Here is an 18,826-nt window from a genome sequence, read left to right on the forward strand (position 1 = left end):
TGACCGGCCGATGACGAAGGGTTTACCGCAGCTCGCTGCCCTTGGTCTCCGGCAGTGTGAGGATCACCGCGAACGCGATCGCGGCGCCGGCGGCGACGTACCAGAAGTAGAGCGTCGGCGACACCGCGCCGAACAGGGTGATGAGCAGGGGAGCGGTGCCGCCGAAGATCGCGACGGTCAGGTTGTACCAGGCCCCGATGCCCAGCCCGCGCAGTTCGGTGGGGAACAGCTCGCTCATGATGGCCGGCGCGATCGACGTCATCGCCGTGTACAGCCCGAGACCGACGCAGAACACGACGAGCAGCCCGCCGATGCCCGGACCGATCAAAGTGGACAGCGGCACGACGGCGACCGCGGTCGCCCCGGACCAGACGAGCAGCTGCGGCTTGCGGCCGAACCGGTCCGACAACGCCCCGAGCGGGTACTGCAGGGCGATGAACAACGCCGTCCCGACCGAAAGGGCGAGGAAGACGGCGTCGGCGCCGGCGTGCCGGTTCTTCACCGCGAAGGACGTGAGCGCGCTGAAGAACGTGTAGTAGCAGAGGGTCGACAGCATCGTGAAGCCCACGAGCCGGCCGACGGCCTTCGGGTGGTGCGTCAGCGTGGTCAGCAGCGGCCGTTCGATCTTCCGCGCCTTGGTCTTGGTCTGCTCGAACAGCTCGGTCTCGGCGAGGCTGCGGCGCAGCCACAGCCCGACCAGGCCGAAGACGCCGCCGAGCAGGAACGGCAGCCGCCAGCCCCACGACGCGAGCTGGGCCTTGTCCAGCGTCCGAGCCAGCACGAAGCCGAGCACGGTCGCGACGAGCACCGCCGACCCGGTCGAGATGTAGAAGAACGCCGAGTACCGGCCGCGACGCTCCGGCGGCGCGATCTCGCCCAGGTAGGCCGACGCGTTCGACACCTCACCGCCCAGCGACAGCCCCTGCGCGACGCGCGCGAGCAGCAGCAGGACCGGCGCGAGCCAGCCGACCTGCGCGAACGTCGGCAGCAGCCCGATCGCCACCGATCCGCCCGCCATGAGCAGGATGGTGAGGATCATGGCCGGCTTCCGGCCCCGCGTGTCGGCGAACCGCCCGAGCAGGACGCCGCCGAGCGGCCGGAAGAAGAACGCCAGCGCGTAGGTCGCGAAGGTGTTGATCAGGGCGAGGGTGTCGTTCCCGGCGGGGAAGAACGCACTGGCGAAGTAGATGCTGAACGTCGCGTAGATCGTCCAGTCGAACCACTCCAGCGCGTTCCCGGCGCTCGCCGCGAGCAGCTTGCGCAAGGGCAGCCGGTGGCGCTGCGACACCTGGACGGCGGATTCGGTCATGGCGGCCTCCACGTCACCCGAAGGTGTCACGGGACTTTGCCACATCCGTTCGCGGTGCGAAAGATCCCCACCGGCCGCCGACCCCGTTCACGGCGACCCGACCCTCCGGGTACGCGAGCCGACCGTCCAGCTACGCGAGTCGTCCCTCCAAGTACGCGTCCTCCCTTCGCCCCCTCCTCCCGCTCAGGCCGTGCTGGCCAACGCGAACGGCAATACCGCAGGCGCCCCGGCCCGCCGCAGCAGGCGCGCGGCGAGGGTCATCGTCCAACCGGTGTCGATGACGTCGTCCACCAGCAGAACCGGCCCGGACGGCAGGACGCCCGCGAGGTCGGCCGGCATGCTCATCCGCCGCCACAGGTCCGCCAGCCGCTGCGCGCTGTTCGCCTGCCTCGGTGGCGGCCCTTCCGCGTCGAGTGCGCCGAGGAACTCCAGCCGGCCGATCTCGGCCAGCCGCGTCGCGAGGCTGTACACGAGCTGTGGCCGCGTCGACGACGGCACCGCCACCACCGCCACCGGCCGTTCCGTCCACTGCCACCCGGCGAGCACCTGCACGCACGCCTTGAACACCGACTCCGGCACCTCGGCGTCCTTCGCCTGAGGCCCGACGAGCTCCCGCAGCCGGTTGCCCCAGCCGACGTCGGTGAGCCGCCCGAGCACCTGCCCTGGCTCGGCCTGGTCGTCGGCCGAGATCCGGCCGGACACCGGAACGTCCAAAGAGGACATCCCGGTGGGCCACTGCTTCCGCGGCGCCACCTCGACACCGGGCCGCTGCAGGCGTTCCCGGGTCGCGTCGACGACCTCGTCGGCCACCGACGTGTCCCAGTGCTTCCCGGTGCAGTTGTCGCACCGTCCGCACGGCGTCGCCTCGGGGTCGTCGAGCTGACGCCGCAGGTACTCCATCCGGCAGCCATCGGTCGCGAGGTAGCCGACCATCGCCTCCTGCTCGCGGTCACGCGCCTGGGCGACCCGCTGGTACCGCCCGCGGTCGTACTCCCAGTTTTCGCCCGTGCTCGTCCAGCCGCCCTTGACGCGCCGGACCGCGCCGTCGACGTCCAGCACCTTCAGCACCATTTCCAGCCGTGACCGGGAAAGCTCGACCGAAGGCTCGAGCGCGGCCGTCGACATCGGACGGTCGGCGTAGGCGAGGGTGTTCAGCACCTGCGTCACCCGCAGCTCGTCGGGGAAGGCCAGCGACCCGAAGTACGCCCAGATCGCCTTGTCCTCCTCGCCGGGCAGCAGCACGACCTCGGCGCGCTCGACGCCACGCCCGGCGCGGCCGACCTGCTGGTAGTACGCGATCGGCGACGACGGCGCGCCGAGGTGCACCACGAACCCCAGGTCCGGCTTGTCGAACCCCATGCCGAGCGCGGACGTCGCGACCAGGGCCTTGACGCGGTTGCCGAGCAGGTCGTCCTCGGCCGCCTGCCGGTCGGCCGGGTCCGTCTTGCCGGTGTAGGCCGCCACCGGGTAGCCGCGGTCCTTCAGCAGCGACGCGACGTCGTGCGCCGCCGCGACGGTCAGCGTGTAGATGATCCCGGATCCGGGCAGCTCGGCCAGGTGTTCCGCGAGCCACGCCAGCCGCGCCTGCGACGTCGGCAGCCGGCACACCGACAACCGCAGGCTTTCCCGGTCGAGGCTGCCGCGCAGCACCAGCGTGTCCGCGCCGGAGCCGAGGCCGAGCTGCTCGGCGACGTCGGTGACCACGCGGTCGTTCGCGGTCGCCGTCGTCGCCAGCACCGGCACGCCGTCGGGCAGGTCGCCCAGCAGCGTGCGCAGCCGCCGGTAGTCCGGCCGGAAGTCGTGGCCCCAGTCCGAAATGCAGTGTGCCTCGTCGACCACCAGCAGGCCGGTGCTCGCGGTCAGCTTCGGCAGCACGTTGTCGCGGAAGTCCGGGTTGTTCAGCCGTTCGGGGCTGACCAGCAGGACGTCCACCTCGCCGGCCGCGACCGCCGCCTGGACCTGGTCCCACTCCTGCGGGTTCGCGGAGTTCATCGTCGCCGCGTGGATCCCCGCGCGCGCCGCCGCCGAGATCTGGTTGCGCATCAGCGCGAGCAGTGGCGAGACGATGACCGTCGGCCCGCTGCCCTGTTCCCGCAGCAACGCCGTGGCCAGGAAGTACACCGCCGACTTGCCCCACCCGGTGCGTTGCACGACCAGCGCGCGGCGCCGCTGCGCGACCAGCGCCTCGATGGCCGTCCACTGGTCTTCGCGCAGCTTCGCCGCATCGCCGGCCAGGGCCCGGAGGAGGGTCTCGGCGCGGTCGCGGAGGGCTGAGGCGGTGCTGGTCGTGTCCACGTCCCCACGTCTACCCCATGACACCGACAGATCGGGAATCGGCGGCGCCGCGAACGGAGAGTTTGCGACCGATACCGGCCGTAATGTGAGCTGAATCACACATCTGACCCGGTCGGGCGGGGTGGCGAAGAGCACCCGGCCCGGCGGCTCCCGGCCTTATAGGCTCTCCGGTCATGTCACCACGGCGGATCGGGGTCATGGGCGGCACCTTCGACCCCGTGCACCACGGCCACCTCGTCGCGGCCAGCGAGGTCCAGTCCCGGTTCGAGCTCGACGAAGTGATCTTCGTCCCCACCGGGCAGCCGTGGCAGAAGACCGATCGCGAGGTGACCAGGGCCGAGGACCGCTACCTGATGACGGTGATCGCGACCGCGTCCAACCCGGTCTTCTCCGTCAGCCGGGTGGACATCGACCGCGGTGGCCAGACCTACACCGTCGACACCCTGCGCGACCTGCACGCCGAATACCCCGGCGACGAGCTCTTCTTCATCACCGGCGCCGACGCGCTCGAACAGATCCTGACCTGGCACAAGGCCGACGAGCTGTTCGACTTCGCGCACTTCATCGGCGTCACGCGGCCCGGCTACCGGCTCAACTCGCACCACCTGCCCAGCGGCAAGGTGAGCCTCGTCGAGGTCACCGCGATGGCCATTTCGTCCACCGGCTGCCGCGACCGGGTCGAGCGCGGGGAGCCGGTCTGGTACCTCGTTCCCGACGGCGTCGTCCGCTACATCGCCAAGAAGGACCTGTACCGGAAGAGCGACTGAACCACTGTCGGTGCCTGCGGGTACCCTTCTCGGGCGAACCCGATCTGGAAAAGGAGCACTGTGGCAGCCACGTCCGAGGCTCGAGAGCTGGCCGTAGCGGCCGCCCACGCGGCGGCGGACAAGAAGGCCAGCGACGTCGTCGTGCTGGACGTGTCCGAACAGCTCGTCATCACCGACGCCTTCGTCATCGCCTCCGCGTCCAACGAGCGCCTGGTCGGCGCGATCGTGGACAACGTCGAGGAAAAACTGCGGGAGAGCGGCCACAAGCCGGTCCGTCGCGAAGGCGCCCGCGAAGGGCGCTGGGTCCTGCTCGACTACGTCGACGTCGTCGTGCACGTCCAGCACGTCGAAGAGCGCACCTTCTACGGCCTCGAGCGGCTGTGGAAAGACTGCCCGCGCATCGAGGTGGCCGGTCTCGAGGAGTCACCCGCCGACGAGGACCCGGACGTCCCGTGAGCCCGCGGCGGCTGGTGCTCTGGCGTCACGGCGAGACGGACTACAACGCCGCCGGGCGGATGCAGGGTCACCTCGACTCCGCGCTGACGCCGCGCGGCTGGAACCAGGCCCGGTTCGCGGTGCCCGCACTGGCCCGCTTCTCCCCGGACCTCGTCATCGCCTCCGACCTGCGCCGGGCCACCGACACCGCCACCGTGCTCACCGACGCCATCGGCGTCCCGCTGCGGATCGACAAGCGGCTGCGCGAGACGCACCTGGGCGAGTGGCAGGGACTCACCGGCGAGGAGGTCGACCAGGCCTACCCCGGTGAACGCGACCGCTGGCGCACCGACGCGACCTGGGCCCCGCCGGGCGGCGAGAACCGCGTCGACGTCGCCGACCGCGCGAGCGAAGTCGTCACCGACCTGCAGCAGGCCAACTCCGACGCGGGCGACACCGTGCTGCTGGCCGCGCACGGCGGGCTGATCATCGCGCTCACCGCGCGGCTGCTGGACCTGCCGGTCGCGATCTGGCCGTCGCTCGGCGGCATCTCGAACTGCCACTGGGTCGAGCTGGGCCGTCGCGACGGGAAGTGGCGGCTGCACGCCTACAACGCGGGGATGCACGGCTAGCCGATGGGGCCGCGCCTGCTGGTGTTCGGCGATTCGCTGAGCTTTCACGGTCCGGAAGGACCCTGCGCCGCGGACGAGCCGCGGCTGTGGCCCAATGTCGCGGCCGCCGCGTTGGACGGCTCCGCCGACCTGGTCGCCGGCATCGGCTGGAACGCCCGGGATGCCTGGTGGGCGCTGACCGGCGACCCGCGCGTCTGGGCCGACCTGCACCACGTCGACGCGGTGGTGTTCGCGATCGGCAGCATGGACACGCTGCCCTCGCCGCTGCCGACCTACCTGCGCACCGGGCTGCGGTACCTGCGGCCCGATCCGGTGCGGCGCGTCGTCCGCAAGGCCTATCTCGCGGCGCAACCGCGGCTTTCGGTCGCCTTCCGCGGCCGGCCCGCGGTGCTGCCGGCCAAGCTCACCGTGCAGTACCTCGACACCGCCGTGGGCGCGCTGCGCGTCCTGCGGCCGGGGCTGCCGATCTTCGGCATGCTGCCGTCGGTGCACCGCGCGGCGGCCTACGGCGGCGTGCACACCGCGCGGCCGGCCGCGGCGGCGGCGATGGCGGCCTGGGGAGCGCGGGCGGGAGTTCCGTTGCTGGACCTCGAAGCCGTCGTGGGCGAGCACGTGCTCAGCGGCGCGGGCAACCCGGACGGCATGCACTGGGGCTGGCCCGGGCACGCCGCGGTGGGCGAGGCGATGTCCGTGTTGATGGCGCCGGTGCTGGCCTCCCGCCACGTAGGCTGACGGCGTGTCGGTCGCCGTAGTCACGGATTCCACCGCCCACCTGCCGGAGGGCTTCGCCGAACGGCACGCGGTCCGGGTGGTGCCGCTGCACGTCCTGGTCGACGGCGTGGTTTCGCTCGACGGCGTCGAGACCGGACCGGCGGCGGTCGCGGAGGCGATGAAGCAGCGGAAGATCGTCACGACCTCGCGGCCGACCCCCACCGAGTTCGCGGCGGAGTACCGGGCGGCGTTCGCCGACGGCGCGGACGCGATCGTGTCGGTGCACCTGTCGCGCGAGCTGTCGGGCACCTGGGAAGCGGCGGTGCTGGCGGCCCAGGAAGTGGGGCCGGACCGGGTCCGCGTCGTCGACTCCCGGACCACCGCGATGGGCCTCGGCTTCGCCGCGCTGCACGCCGCTTCGGCCGCCTCCGCCGGAGCTTCGGCGACCGAGGTCGAGGCCGCGGCGGTGACCGCCGCCGGCTGCTCGTCGACGTTGTTCGTCGTGGAAACCCTCGAGCACCTGCGCCGCGGCGGCCGGATCGGCCCGGCGGCGGCGCTGCTCGGCACGGCGCTGGCGGTCAAACCGGTGCTGCACATGTCCGACGGCCGGATCCTGCCGCTGGAGAAGGTCCGCACGATGAACCGGGCGATCGCGCGGCTGGTCGAGCTGGCCGCGGCGGCCGCCGAGGACGACGACGTCGAGCTCGCCGTTCACCACCTCGCCTCGCCGGAACGGGCGGTCGAGCTGGCGAACCGGCTGGAAGAGGCCGTGCCGCGCTCGGCGGGCTGCGTGGTTTCCGAGCTGGGCGCGGTGATCGGGGCGCACACCGGGCCGGGCGTGCTGGGCGTGGTCGTCCAGCGCACGCTCCCACCCGGGCGCCGGCGCGCCGAACCCGTCAGCATGCCACCCGGGTACGACGGAAACGGCTGATCCCGGGCCCGGTACCGGGAATCCGTCCACAACACCCCGGTTGTCCACAGGCCGCGGCGGCACCCCTGTCGGACACTCCCCGCGGGCCCTAACGTCGATCGTGTGTTCGAGCAGACCGCCCGGGATCCGGGCCCTCCCGTCAACGACCGGCTCTCCTGGCTGGCCGACCAGCTCTCGCCCGACGCGAGCACGGTCGGGCCCGGCGGCCGGCTGATCCGGCGCTGGCTGCCGGGCGGACCGACCGGCGCCGGCCGCCGCCGGTGGGCGCTGGCCGGCGTCCTCGCTGCGGTCGTGGTGATCGTCCTCGGCTCGGTCGCCCTCGCCGGTGGCAGCCCGGCGCCCGAGCCACCGCCCGCGCTGCCCAGCGCGAAACCGGCGGCGGAGGCACGCGCGGCCCCGCCGACGGGTCTCGTGGTCAGCGTGGTCGGCCGCGTCCGCTCACCGGGCCTGGTCACCGTGCCTCAGGGAGCCCGGGTGGCCGACGTGCTGCGCGCGGCCGGCGGAGCCCAGCCGGGCGCGGACCTCGGCTCGTTGAACCTGGCCCGCAAGGTGGCCGACGGCGAGCAGCTCGCGGTCGGCGTCCCGGCACCGGCCGCGGCCCCCGCCGACCCGGCGGGCGCCGGAAAGGTCGACCTGAACACGGCGACCCCGGACCAGCTGGACACACTGCCGGGCGTCGGCGAGGTGATGGCCAAGCGGATCGTCCAGTGGCGCACCGACCACGGCGGCTTCGCGAAGGTCGAGCAACTGCGCGATGTCGACGGCATCGGGGAAAGCAAATTCGCCCGCTTGAGAGAGCAGGTGACGGTCGGATGAGCGTGGATCTTCGTCGTCGGCGTGAGGCTGTCTTCCGGCGGCGGTTCGCCGGAGCAGCCGATCGCCGGGCGAGTGCTTTCCCTCGTGGCCGGCATCCGGTCGGCGCGCGGCGGCTTTCGCTTCCGGCAGCAGCCGACGGCCGAATGAGCGCGGTTGTTCGTCGTCGGCGTGGGGCTGGTCCCTGGCGGTGGTTCGCTCGAGTGGCCGACCGCCGGGCGGCTGGCGTACCGGGGGAGCCGGCTCGCGCACCCCGAGGCCGAACGGGTGTCCGACGGTCCAGGTACGCGAACCGACCGTCTGGGTACGCCGGCCGACCCTCTGGGTACGCGAGCCGACAGCTTGGGCGCTGGCATCCGGCTTCGTGCGGTGGCGTCCGCTTCCGGGAGCAGGTGACAGCCGGATGAGCACCTTCCCCGTGGTCGACACCCGGCAGGACATGCGGCTGGTCCCGGCAGCACTGGCGTGCTGGCTCGCCGCCCTCGCGGGCTTGCTGCTCGGCTGGTGGACGGCCGCCGTGATCGGCCTTGCTTCGGCAGTGCTTGCCGGGCTGGTGCTCTGGCGGGCCCGCGACCGGCCCCGGGCGCGCGGTGCGGCAGCAGCCCTGCTGGCATTGGGCCTGCTCGCCGCCGGCCCGGTCGCCTGGCGGATCCGCGACGCGCAGCACGACGAACTCCGCGCCGTCGCCGCCGAAGGGCTGCCCGCCGCGCTGCGGGTCGTCGTCGCCGAGCGTCCGAAACCCGTGCGCAGCGCGGGGTACGCCGATCGGCAGGCCGGTGCCCGGTCGGTCGTGCTCGCGGCCGACGTGCGCACGGCGTCGGTCGACGGACGGCCGGTCCCGTCCTCCGGCCGCGTCCTGCTGCTGGCGCCGGTCGCTCAATGGGCTTCCCTGCTGCCGGGCCAGGAAGTGGCCGTGACGGGCCTGCTGATGCCGCCGCGCGGCTCGGACCTGACCGTCGCGGTGCTCTCCGTACGCGGGCCGCCGGGCGAACCCGGCCCGGCGCCGTGGTGGCAGCGGGCGGCGGCCGGGCTGCGCACCGGCCTGCACGACCTGTGCCAGGCCCTGCCCGACGAACCCGCCGGCCTGCTTCCCGGGCTGGTGCTGGGCGACACGAGCGCGCTGTCGCCGCGTGTCGAGCAGGAGTTCGTCACCGCGGGTCTCGCGCACCTCACCGCGGTCAGCGGCGGGAACCTGGCGGTCGTCTGCGGGGCGGTGCTGCTCCTGCTGCGCCTGCTCCGGCTCGGGCCGCGGTTGTCGGCGACAGCCGCCGGGACGTGCCTGGCCGGGTTCCTCGTCCTGGTCGGCCCGGAGCCCAGCGTGCTGCGCGCGGGTGTCATGGCCGCCGTGGCGTTGCTGGCACTGGCTCTGGGACGGCGAGGTTCGGCGCTGCCCGCGCTCGCGTTCGCGGTGTGCGTGCTGGTGGTGGCGGATCCGGCGATGGCCACGGACTTCGGGTTCGCGCTGTCGGTCTGCGCCACCGCCGGGCTCGTCCTGCTCGCGCCGCGCTGGGCCGGCGCGCTGGTCCGCCGCGGGGTTCCGCCGGGGTTCGCGGAAGGGCTGGCGATCCCGCTGGCGGCCTTCCTCGTGACGGCGCCGGTGCTGGCCGGCATGGCGGGCTCGGTGAGCCTGGTTTCGGTGCTGACCAACATCCTCGCCGCGCCCGTGGTGGCTCCGGCGACGGTGCTCGGCGTGCTGGCAACGCTCACCGGTCCGTGGTGGCCGGGCGCCGGGAAGGATTTGGTGCACCTGGCCGATCCCGAGGCCCGGTGGCTGATCACGGTGGCCCGCCACGGCGCGCGGGCCCCGGGCGCGGTCGTCACCTGGCCCGGCGGCTGGGTGGGCGGGCTGCTCGCCGCGGCTGTCCTCGGCGTGCTGGTGCTCGCGGCCCGGCACCGGCGCGTGCGGGTGCTCATGGCGGTGCTCGTTGTCGGGGCGCTGCTGGTGTTCGTGCCGGTGAAGGTGCTGGTGCCGGGCTGGCCCCCGCGGAACTGGGCGGTGGTCGAGTGCGACGTCGGTCAGGGTGACGCCGTCGTCCTCGCCACCGCGTCACCCGGCCGCGCGGTCGTGATCGACACCGGACCGGAACCGGGCCCGGTCGACGAGTGCCTGCACCGGCTCGGCGTCGACCGGATCCCGCTGCTGGTGCTCAGCCACCTGCACGCCGACCACATCGGCGGCCTCACGTCGGTCTTCGACGGGCGGGAGGTGGGCGGAATCGCCGTCGGGCCGGGCCGCGCGCCGGAGTGGGCGTGGCGGCAGGTTGCCGCGGAGGCCGCCCGGCAGGGGGTGCCGCTGGCGGAGCTGAGCCCGGGAGAGCGGCTGGACTGGCCGGGGCTGTCCCTGGACGTGCTCGGCCCGCGGTACGTGCCGTCCCGCTCACCGGGGCAGCAGGACGGCACCACGATCAACAACAGTTCCGTGGTGCTGCGCGCGCAAACCGCGGCGGGCCGGGTCTTGCTGACCGGCGACGTCGAACTGGCAGCACAGGCAGACCTGCTGGCGGACGTCGGCGACTTGAGAGCGGAGGTGCTGAAGGTGCCCCACCACGGTTCGCGGTACTCCTTGCCCACGTTCCTCGCGGCGGTGGCGCCCAGAGTGGCATTGGTGAGCGTGGGCGCGGGCAACACCTACGGCCACCCGAATAAGTCCACATTGGACACATTGACGGCGTTGGGAGCCCGGGTCACGAGAACGGACGTCGACGGCGACACGGCAGTGGTGCCCGACCCGGCAGGCCCGGCAGTCAGCCGCCGGGGCGAACCTCGAGGACCGCCGCGCCGCTGAGCCGGAGCCGGCCGCTAGTGCGCAAGGCTGCTCCGAGCCGGGCGGCGATGGCGAAGTGGCTCACTGCGCGGCGCCCGGCCGCTCGCCGGGGGCGGGCAAGCTCTGCCTGCCCCCGGCGGCAGCTCAGTAGCCGAGGGCCTTGTTCACCGCGGCGGCCGACGGCGGCAGCGTCGCCTTCGGGCCGACGTGGTTCTCGATCGCGTCCAGGGTCTTGAGGCCGTCGCCGGTGATGAGGAGGACCGTCTCCGCGTCCGGGTCCAGCTTGCCCGTCTCGACCAGCTTCTTCGCCGTGGCGACCGTGACCCCGCCCGCCGTCTCGGTGAAGATGCCCTCCGTGCGGGCCAGCAGGCGGATGCCTTCGACCACCTCTTCGTCCGAGACGTCCTCGATCGCGCCGCCGGTGCGGTTGACGATGTCGAGCACGTACGGGCCGTCGGCCGGGTTGCCGATCGCCAGCGAACGGGCGATCGTGTCCGGCTTCACCGGCTGGACCACGTCGTGGCCCTCGCGGAAGGCCGCCGACACCGGCGAGCAGCCGGTCGCCTGCGCGCCGAACACCTTGTACGGGCTGGCTTCCACCAGGCCGAGCTGGCCCAGCTCGCGGAAACCCTTGTCCACCTTGGTCAGCTGCGAACCGGAGGCGATCGGGACGACGATCTGCGGCGGGATGCGCCAGCCGAGCTGCTCGGCGACCTCGAAGGCCAGCGTCTTCGAGCCCTCCGAGTAGTACGGCCGGACGTTCACGTTGACGAACGCCCACTTCGGGTGCTCGCCCGCCAGCTCGGTGGCGAGGCGGTTGACGTCGTCGTAGTTGCCGTCGATGGCGAGGAGGTCGCCGTCGTACACCGCGGTGGTGAGGATCTTGGCGCGCTCGAGGGTCTTGGGGATCAGCACGACCGACCGCCAGCCGGCGCGGGCCGCGGCGGCGGCCGTCGCGTTGGCCAGGTTGCCGGTCGACGGACACGCGAGCACCTCGAACCCGAACTCGCGGGCCGCGGCCAGCGCGACCGCGACGACGCGGTCCTTGAACGAGTGCGTCGGGTTTCCGGTGTCGTCCTTGACCCACACGCGCTTGAGGCCGAGTTCCTTGGCGAGGCGGTCGGCGCGGATCAGCCGGGTCGCGCCCGGCTCGGTGTTCGGGATCTCTTCGACGTTGGACGGGACCGGGAGGAGCTTCTTGTAGCGCCAGATGTTCTTCGGGCCCGCCTCGATGTCCTCGCGGCGGACGCGGCCGAAGTCGTAGGCGACCTCGAGCGGCGAGAAGTCCTCGGCGGAAACGAACTCCGGGGCGAGCGGCTGCCGGTGGCCCTCTTCCTTCGACACCAGTTCGACGGCGGGACCAAGATCCGGGGTCTTCGTGGTGGAGGTCGTGCCGAGGGTTGCGGTCATCGCGAGGTTCCTTTCCTCATCTGCCCCGCCGAAGCGGGCCGGAATTGGCACCGTGGTCGTCAGCTACCCCGCGATCGCGGGATGACAGGCTGTACGCCGGTTGCCGGGGCTTCGTCGGGCCGTTCCCTCTGCCCCTCTGGATGAGCGGTATTCGGTTGTCGGTGCGCGCACGCCGGAGCTTCCGGGGCGGCTGCCTCGGCTACACCGTACGACATCTCGCGCGGGCCGTGCCACGGTGGCCGGTCGACATCACCGGAGCGGGGGCACGACAGCGCAAGTGAGAAGATTCCGGGGTGACCGCGCAAGCCACCGCCCCGGCCCCGTTGCACCTGGTGCTGGGCGAGGAAGAACTGCTGATCGAGCGCGCCGTCCGCGAAACGCTCGCGGCGGCCCGCGCGCTGGACGCGACGGCGGAGCTGACCCGGGTCCGGGTGTCCGATCTCACAGCCCCCGAGCTCGCCGAACTGGTCAGTCCGTCGCTGTTCAGCGAAGGCCGGGTGATCGTCCTCGATTCGGCCCAGGACATCTCGCAGGAGCTGGCCGACGCCGTCGCGGCCTACCTGAAGGACCCGGCGGACGGGGTCGTGCTCATCGTCGTGCACACCGGCGGCGGCCGCAGCAAGGCGGGCAAGTCGCTCCCGGCGTCGCTGAAGAAGGCGGGCGCCGAGGTCACGGAGTGCCCGAAGCTGACGAAGCCGGCCGAGCGGGAGCAGTTCGTACGCCACGAGGTGCGCCGGGTGGGGGGCAAGATCGACCCGGCCGGGGTCGCCGCGCTGATCGACGCCGTGGGCTCCGACCTGCGGGAACTCTCGTCGGCGGCGACACAGCTGGTCGCGGACACGGGCGGCGCCGTCGACGCGGAGGCGGTCCGGCGCTACCACCGCGGCCGAGCCGACGTGACGGGATTCGCGGTCGCGGAGCGGGCGGTCGGCGGCGACCGCGCGGCGGCGCTGGAGTCGCTGCGCTGGGCGATGCAGCTGGGCGTCCCGCACGTCCTGGTCGCCGACGCGCTGGCCGACGCGGTCCGCACGATCGCCCGGGTCTCCGGCGCCGGCCGCGGCAACCCGAACCAGCTGGCGGGCGAGCTGGGCATGCCGCCGTGGAAGATCCGCAAGGCACAGGGACAGTCCCGCGGCTGGAACCCCGACGGCCTGGCCACGGCGATGCGCGTGGTCGCCAGGCTGAACGCCGAGGTCAAGGGCGTGGCGGCGGACGCAAACTACGCCCTGGAGCGCGCGGTCCTGGAGGTAGCAGCAGCCAAGGGCGACCGCTGACCACCGCCGGCCGGCGGCGGAGGGGCCGCTGACTGCTGCCGGGTGGCGGCCAAGTCAAGCCTGGCGGCCGCTGGAAGGAACTGCTCGGCAGCTGCCGCCCAAGGTAACGCCTGCCCGCTGCCGGAGCGGCCCGCGGCGATCGCTGACCGACGCGAGAGGGGCCGCGTTGGGTGGTTGCGGCAACGCTGCCTTGCCGCTGGTGGGAGGCCGTCGCCGTGGCTGGCGGTCGGGACCGCTGCCCGCCGTCGACCTCCGCGGGCGCGCACCGGACCACCCTGCCCCCGAAGCGCCACACCCCGGGCACGAAGAAAGCCCCGGCCGAAGCCGGGGCTTTCCCAGAAATCAACCAGCTCAGAGCGCGTTGACGCGCTTCGCCAGCGCCGACTTCTTGTTGGCGGCCTGGTTGGCGTGGATGACGCCCTTCGAGACGGCCTTGTCCAGCTTCTGGGCGGCGTCGCGCTGCAGCTCGGTGGCCTTGGCCTTGTCGCCGGCCTCGGCGGCTTCGCGGACCTTGCGGATCGCGGTCTTCACCGAGGACCGGATCGCCTGGTTGCGCTGACGCGCCTTCTCGTTCGTCGTGATGCGCTTGATCTGCGACTTGATGTTGGCCATAGGGCAACTCCTGTTTCACTCGGTGAGATTCGCCGCCGCGCTGAAGTGGCCCCGCTCGACGAACGAGCCGGTTTCCTCCATGACGGAATGCCGCACGGGCAGCGAGCGACCACTCTAACAGCCGGGCCACCGGCGTCCGGCGCCGGGAGTACCGTGGGTGACGGCAGTGCCTAGGGTTCCGTCGCCGGTCCGCGTCCGCACCCCACAACCAGGGCCGGCGGGGCTGGTCCGAGCGGCACCATCGGCAGGTCCGGACGGCCCGCCGTTCATCTGACGGGGCAAAAGCCTGGAGGACCCGGTTTTCGCGTGCGCGAAAGCCTGAAGGGGTCCCGTGAACGCCACCGCCTTGTCCCTCGTCCTCGTCGCCGCCGTCGTGCACGCCGGGTGGAACCTCGCCGCCAAGCGGATCTCCTCCGGGGGCACCCAGTTCGTCTGGCTCTACTACACCGTCGGTGCCGTCGCGCTGCTGCCCGTCACCGTCGTGCAGCTGGTCGTCGAAGCCGAACGTCCACAGTGGAGCTGGCTGCTTGCCGCGGCCGGTACCTCCGTGCTGCACATCGCCTACGGCATCGTGCTGCAACGCGGGTACCGCGTCGGCGACCTGTCCGTCGTCTACCCCGTCGCGCGGGGTACCGGGCCGCTGCTGTCGGTGCTGGCCGCCGTCCTGGTGCTCGGGGAACGCCCCGGCCCGCTGGGCCTGCTCGGCGCTTTCCTGGTCGTCGCCGGTGTGCTCGTGATCAGCACCGGCCGGAAGGCGCAGGATCCGCAAGCGGTGAAAGCCGGTGTCCTCTACGGCCTCCTGACCGGCGCCGTCATCGCCGGCTACACCCTCTGGGACGCGCACTCGGTGACCGGTGTCGGGGTGCCGCCGGTCGTCTACTTCGGGCTCGGCTCCCTCCTGCAGAGCCTGATGCTTGTGCCCGGCGCACTCGCCGACCGGGGCGAAGTCGCCCGGATCTGGCGCGAGCAGCGCCGCGAGGTGTTCGTCGTCGGGCTGCTGTCGCCCGTCGCCTACGTCCTCGTGCTGTTCGCTCTCACCATGGCGCCGGTCAGCCTGGTCGCGCCCGCCCGGGAGCTGAGCATCGTGCTCGGCAGCCTCGCCGCGTGGCTGGTGCTGGGCGAGCGTGACGCCGGGCGGCGGCTGGCCGGGGCGGTGATCGTGCTGTCCGGCATCGCCGCGATTGCGGCCGCCTGAGCCCGTCCGGTAGGGATGGTCGGATGGAGATCCTGAAGAGCCGGCTGCTGATCCGCCCGCGTGACGTCGCCGCGTCGACGGCGTTCTACCGCGACACCCTCGGCCTGGCCGTGGAGCGGGAGTTCCCGGGCGGCACCGTGTTCTTCCTCGGCCACGGCTCCCTCGAGGTCTCCGGCCGGGGCGAGACGGGCGCGTCGCCCGATCTGGTGCTCTGGCTGCAGGTCCGCGACCTGGCCGGCACCATGGCCGACCTCAAGGCCAAGGGGCTGGAGCCGGTGCGGGACGCCCAGCGCGAGCCCTGGGGCCTCGACGAGGCCTGGATCGCCGATCCGGACGGCACGCGCATCGTGCTGGTCGAGGTGCCCGAGGGTCACCCGATCCGCACGGACACCCGCTAGGCGGGCTTGCCGGCGCGCAGCTGCGCCGCGAGGGCCGCGAAGCCCGGCGGCTCCCAGGTCCACGTCTGCAGGTCGGTGAAGCCCGCCGCGGCGGCCTCGTCGGCCAGGACGTGCCTGCTCACGGGCAGCCACTTCTCGTGCGCGGACAGCAGCAGCCGGCCGCCGGGGCGCAGCACCCGGAACAGCTCGGCGAACCCGGCCGGGCGGTCGTCCCAGAGCATGACGTTGTTCACGGTCAGGACGACATCGACGGACGCGTCGGGCTCGCCGGTGTGCGCGGCCGACCCTTCGCGCAGCTCGGCACGGTCGCCGCAGCGCTCGTGGCAGAGCCCCAGCATCTCGGGGGACGGGTCGACGCCGACGGCCCGCCCGGCCAGCCGGGCGGCGGCGTCCAGGCCGACGCCGGGACCGGGCCCGACGACCAGGACGGTCTCGTGCGGCTCGATCTTCGCCAGGTCGACGATGCGGTGTTCGGTGGCGGCGTTGCCCCTCGCCATCACCCAGCCGCCGAGGCGGCCGAGCGCGCCGGACGGGTGGCCGAAGGCCCGGTCGAGGACGCGGGCGAAGCCGCCTGGATCCGGCTGGGGAGGGGGTGCCGGCTGGTGCGCAGTGCTCATACTTCGAGGGCACCACTTCTCGGATCGGCCCGCATCGGGGATGACCCCCACCCGCACCCGGAGGGTCGTGGGAACATAGAGGTGGCCATCCCCGACTTTCCGAGGACTCATTCGAGTGACGACGTTCGCCGACACCACCTTCACGCCTCCGGAGCTCATCCGGAACTTCTGCATCATCGCGCACATCGACCACGGCAAGTCGACCCTGGCCGACCGCATGCTGCAGCTCACCGGCGTCGTCGAAGAGCGCGCCATGCGGGCCCAGTACCTCGACCGGATGGACATCGAGCGCGAGCGCGGCATCACGATCAAGGCGCAGAACGTCCGGCTGCCCTGGCAGGTCGACGGGCAGGACCACGTCCTGCACATGATCGACACGCCCGGCCACGTGGACTTCACCTACGAGGTCTCCCGGGCGCTGGAGGCGTGCGAAGGCGCGATCCTGCTGGTCGACGCCGCGCAGGGGATCGAGGCCCAGACGCTGGCCAACCTCTACCTCGCGCTGGAGAACAACCTCCAGATCATCCCGGTGCTCAACAAGATCGACCTGCCCTCGGCCGACCCCGACAAGTACGCGGGTGAGCTGGCCCACATCATCGGCTGCGAGCCGGACGACGTGCTGCGGGTCTCGGCCAAGACCGGCATCGGCGTCGGCGCCCTGCTCGACGAGGTCGTGAAGTCGGTCCCGGCGCCGCAGGGCGACGCCGACGCGCCGGCCCGCGCGATGATCTTCGACTCGGTGTACGACACCTACCGGGGCGTCGTCACCTACATCCGGGTCGTCGACGGCAAGATCACCCCGCGCGAGCGCATCAAGATGATGTCCACCGGCGCCACCCACGAACTCCTGGAAGTCGGCATCATCTCGCCGGAACCGAAGGCCAGCAAGGGCCTCGGCGTCGGCGAGGTCGGCTACCTGATCACCGGCGTGAAGGACGTCCGGCAGTCCAAGGTCGGCGACACCGTGACGTCGGAGCGCCACGGCGCCAAGGAGGCGCTGGCGGGCTACCGCGAGCCGAAGCCGATGGTCTATTCGGGACTGTATCCGGTGGACGGTTCGGACTACCCCGAGCTGCGCGAGGCCCTGGACAAGCTGCAGCTGAACGACGCCGCGCTCGACTACGAGCCGGAGACGTCGGTGGCGCTGGGCTTCGGCTTCCGCTGCGGCTTCCTCGGCCTGCTGCACCTGGAGATCACCCGCGACCGGCTCGAGCGCGAGTTCGGCCTCGACTTGATCTCGACGGCGCCGAACGTGGTCTACGACGTGGTGCTCGACGACGGCAAGGAAATCCACGTCACCAACCCGTCGGACTGGCCGACCGGCAGCAAGATCGACAAGGTGCTCGAGCCGGTCAGCAAGGTCAGCATCCTGGCCCCGTCCGAATTCATCGGCACGATCATGGAGCTGTGCCAGAACAAGCGCGGCCAGCTGCTCGGCATGGACTACCTGTCCGAGGACCGGGTCGAGCTGCGGTACAACATGCCGCTGGGCGAAATCATCTTCGACTTCTTCGACACGCTGAAGTCGCGTACGCGCGGCTACGCTTCGCTGGACTACGAAGAGGCCGGTACGCAGGCGGCGGACCTGGTGAAGGTGGACATCCTGCTGCAGGGCGAGGGCGTGGACGCGTTCTCCGCGATCGTGCACAAGGACGACGCCTACAACTACGGCAACCGCATGGTGAACCGGCTCCGCGAGCTGATCCCGCGGCAGAACTTCGAAGTGCCCATCCAGGCCGCCATCGGCGCCCGGATCATCGCCCGCGAAACGATCCGCGCCATCCGCAAGGACGTGCTCGCCAAGTGCTACGGCGGTGACATCTCGCGTAAGCGGAAGCTGCTGGAGAAGCAGAAGGAAGGCAAGAAGCGGATGAAGACCGTCGGCCGGGTCGAGGTCCCGCAGGAGGCTTTCGTCGCCGCACTGTCCACTGAGGACTCCGGTAAAAACAAGAAGTAAACTGTTCCATTGATGTGACACCGGCGCCCATATTCACGCCACTGCGTGAATATGGGCGCCGAACTCGCGTTCGACGTGGTTTCTGTCGGTGCTCTCTGGTTTCCTCTGGTGCGAAGAGCGAAAGGAGAGCACCATGACGGTCATGGCAGACATCGAGCATCCCGCCGATTCGGGCCCCCTGACGGTGCACGACCTCGATGGGATGCCCGACGATGGACGGCGTTACGAACTCATCGACGGGGTGCTCATCGTGAGCCCCGCGCCGGGACTCAGACACCAGAAAATCGCTTACCGGCTCTACGGCGTGCTGGAAGCTGCGTGCCCGCCCGATTTCGAGGTGGTCGGCGCGCCGTTCGCGGTGCACTCGGGCGACGACACGGAGCTGCAGCCCGACGTCCTGGTCGGCCGGGACGAGGACTTCACCGAGAAGGACCTCCCGGCGCCACCGGTGCTGGCGGTTGAAGTGTTGTCGCCCAGCACGGCGATCCACGACCTCAACACGAAGAAAGCGGTCTACGAACGGCTCGGGACCGGCAGCTACTGGGTGATCGATCCGGAGGAGCCCGCACTGACCGTGTTCGAGCTGGACGCGGAAGGCCACTACCAGCAGGTGGCCAAGGCAGCGGGCGAAGAGGCGGCCGAGCTCGAGCGGCCGTTCCCGGTGCGGATCGTGCCCGGGGAGCTGCTGGGCCGGCTCGGCTGACCG

At 71.9% G+C, this 18,826-nt stretch carries 17 protein-coding genes and 1 riboswitch; of the genes, 12 read left to right on the forward strand and 5 right to left on the reverse strand.

Going from position 1 to position 18,826, the window contains the following annotated elements; translation table 11 throughout:
- Positions 1–22 precede the first annotated feature (22 nt).
- Together AB0M93_RS10805 and AB0M93_RS10810 are read right to left on the reverse strand one after the other, a co-directional pair.
- Positions 23–1,309, reverse strand: coding sequence for an MFS transporter (locus tag AB0M93_RS10805; protein ID WP_364270954.1), 1,287 nt, complete (start codon positions 1,307–1,309; stop codon positions 23–25).
- A gap of 183 nt (positions 1,310–1,492) precedes the next feature.
- Positions 1,493–3,604: a RecQ family ATP-dependent DNA helicase gene (locus tag AB0M93_RS10810; protein WP_364270957.1), complete on the reverse strand. Its 2,112-nt coding sequence runs from the start codon at positions 3,602–3,604 to the stop codon at positions 1,493–1,495.
- A 173-nt stretch (positions 3,605–3,777) separates the two neighbouring features.
- Between AB0M93_RS10810 and nadD the strand changes: the two genes are divergently transcribed.
- From nadD to AB0M93_RS10845, 7 genes are all read left to right on the forward strand, one after another.
- Positions 3,778–4,371, forward strand: coding sequence for a nicotinate-nucleotide adenylyltransferase (gene nadD, locus AB0M93_RS10815; protein ID WP_364270960.1), 594 nt, complete (start codon positions 3,778–3,780; stop codon positions 4,369–4,371).
- Positions 4,372–4,431: 60 nt separating this feature from the next.
- Complete coding sequence (gene rsfS / locus AB0M93_RS10820) at positions 4,432–4,827, forward strand: ribosome silencing factor (protein ID WP_103343441.1); 396 nt, start codon at positions 4,432–4,434, stop codon at positions 4,825–4,827.
- Positions 4,824–5,438, forward strand: a complete 615-nt coding sequence (locus tag AB0M93_RS10825) for a histidine phosphatase family protein (protein ID WP_364270963.1) — start codon at positions 4,824–4,826, stop codon at positions 5,436–5,438. Before rsfS ends, AB0M93_RS10825 begins: the two co-directional genes overlap by 4 nt.
- A gap of 3 nt (positions 5,439–5,441) precedes the next feature.
- Positions 5,442–6,170 carry a diglucosylglycerate octanoyltransferase gene (octT, locus tag AB0M93_RS10830; RefSeq protein WP_364270966.1) on the forward strand — a complete coding sequence of 243 codons (729 nt, stop codon included), beginning with the start codon at positions 5,442–5,444 and terminating at the stop codon, positions 6,168–6,170.
- A 4-nt stretch (positions 6,171–6,174) separates the two neighbouring features.
- Complete coding sequence (locus tag AB0M93_RS10835) at positions 6,175–7,080, forward strand: DegV family protein (protein WP_364270969.1); 906 nt, start codon at positions 6,175–6,177, stop codon at positions 7,078–7,080.
- Between the two features lie 102 nt (positions 7,081–7,182).
- A complete protein-coding gene (locus tag AB0M93_RS10840; protein WP_364270971.1) occupies positions 7,183–7,896 on the forward strand; it encodes a ComEA family DNA-binding protein in 714 nt (237 codons plus the stop codon).
- A 400-nt stretch (positions 7,897–8,296) separates the two neighbouring features.
- Positions 8,297–10,678 (forward strand): ComEC/Rec2 family competence protein, encoded by a 2,382-nt coding sequence (locus AB0M93_RS10845; protein WP_364270974.1) that lies wholly within the window; start codon positions 8,297–8,299, stop codon positions 10,676–10,678.
- Positions 10,679–10,801: 123 nt separating this feature from the next.
- On the opposite strand, the gene thrC is transcribed toward AB0M93_RS10845, so the two are convergent.
- A complete protein-coding gene (gene thrC / locus AB0M93_RS10850) occupies positions 10,802–12,067 on the reverse strand; it encodes a threonine synthase (RefSeq protein ID WP_364270977.1) in 1,266 nt (421 codons plus the stop codon).
- A 13-nt stretch (positions 12,068–12,080) separates the two neighbouring features.
- Positions 12,081–12,214, reverse strand: a riboswitch (SAM riboswitch).
- A gap of 146 nt (positions 12,215–12,360) precedes the next feature.
- Between thrC and holA the strand changes: the two genes are divergently transcribed.
- Positions 12,361–13,341, forward strand: a complete 981-nt coding sequence (gene holA, locus AB0M93_RS10855) for a DNA polymerase III subunit delta (RefSeq protein ID WP_364270980.1) — start codon at positions 12,361–12,363, stop codon at positions 13,339–13,341.
- A 351-nt stretch (positions 13,342–13,692) separates the two neighbouring features.
- Here holA and rpsT read toward each other — a convergent pair whose 3' ends face one another.
- Complete coding sequence (gene rpsT / locus AB0M93_RS10860; protein WP_003091058.1) at positions 13,693–13,953, reverse strand: 30S ribosomal protein S20; 261 nt, start codon at positions 13,951–13,953, stop codon at positions 13,693–13,695.
- A 331-nt stretch (positions 13,954–14,284) separates the two neighbouring features.
- Here rpsT and AB0M93_RS10865 point away from each other — a divergent pair, with 331 nt between their 5' ends.
- Both AB0M93_RS10865 and AB0M93_RS10870 read left to right on the forward strand, forming a co-directional pair.
- A complete protein-coding gene (locus tag AB0M93_RS10865; RefSeq protein ID WP_364270983.1) occupies positions 14,285–15,148 on the forward strand; it encodes an EamA family transporter in 864 nt (287 codons plus the stop codon).
- A gap of 23 nt (positions 15,149–15,171) precedes the next feature.
- A complete protein-coding gene (locus AB0M93_RS10870; protein WP_364270986.1) occupies positions 15,172–15,546 on the forward strand; it encodes a VOC family protein in 375 nt (124 codons plus the stop codon).
- On the opposite strand, the gene AB0M93_RS10875 is transcribed toward AB0M93_RS10870, so the two are convergent.
- Positions 15,543–16,163 (reverse strand): class I SAM-dependent methyltransferase, encoded by a 621-nt coding sequence (locus AB0M93_RS10875; protein ID WP_364270989.1) that lies wholly within the window; start codon positions 16,161–16,163, stop codon positions 15,543–15,545. The genes AB0M93_RS10870 and AB0M93_RS10875 overlap by 4 nt on opposite strands.
- 115 nt (positions 16,164–16,278) lie before the next feature.
- On the opposite strand from AB0M93_RS10875, the gene lepA reads away from it, so the two are divergent.
- Positions 16,279–18,120 carry a translation elongation factor 4 gene (gene lepA / locus AB0M93_RS10880; protein WP_364270991.1) on the forward strand — a complete coding sequence of 614 codons (1,842 nt, stop codon included), beginning with the start codon at positions 16,279–16,281 and terminating at the stop codon, positions 18,118–18,120.
- A 133-nt stretch (positions 18,121–18,253) separates the two neighbouring features.
- Positions 18,254–18,823, forward strand: coding sequence for a Uma2 family endonuclease (locus AB0M93_RS10885; protein ID WP_364270994.1), 570 nt, complete (start codon positions 18,254–18,256; stop codon positions 18,821–18,823).
- Positions 18,824–18,826 lie beyond the last annotated feature (3 nt).

This window comes from Amycolatopsis sp. NPDC051102 (assembly GCF_040682815.1).
Classification (GTDB): Bacteria; Actinomycetota; Actinomycetes; order Mycobacteriales; family Pseudonocardiaceae; genus Amycolatopsis.

Excerpts from the sequence above, each read along its gene's own strand:
- AB0M93_RS10845 (WP_364270974.1), top strand. The coding sequence starts at position 8,297 with ATGAGCACCTTCCCCGTGGTCGACACCCGGCAGGACATGCGGCTGGTC.
- rpsT (WP_003091058.1), bottom strand. The coding sequence starts at position 13,953 with ATGGCCAACATCAAGTCGCAGATCAAGCGCATCACGACGAACGAGAAG.
- AB0M93_RS10870 (WP_364270986.1), top strand. The coding sequence starts at position 15,172 with ATGGAGATCCTGAAGAGCCGGCTGCTGATCCGCCCGCGTGACGTCGCC.
- AB0M93_RS10805 (WP_364270954.1), bottom strand. The coding sequence starts at position 1,309 with ATGACCGAATCCGCCGTCCAGGTGTCGCAGCGCCACCGGCTGCCCTTG.
- thrC (WP_364270977.1), bottom strand. The coding sequence starts at position 12,067 with ATGACCGCAACCCTCGGCACGACCTCCACCACGAAGACCCCGGATCTT.
- octT (WP_364270966.1), top strand. The coding sequence starts at position 5,442 with ATGGGGCCGCGCCTGCTGGTGTTCGGCGATTCGCTGAGCTTTCACGGT.
- AB0M93_RS10875 (WP_364270989.1), bottom strand. The coding sequence starts at position 16,163 with ATGAGCACTGCGCACCAGCCGGCACCCCCTCCCCAGCCGGATCCAGGC.
- AB0M93_RS10885 (WP_364270994.1), top strand. The coding sequence starts at position 18,254 with ATGACGGTCATGGCAGACATCGAGCATCCCGCCGATTCGGGCCCCCTG.
- nadD (WP_364270960.1), top strand. The coding sequence starts at position 3,778 with ATGTCACCACGGCGGATCGGGGTCATGGGCGGCACCTTCGACCCCGTG.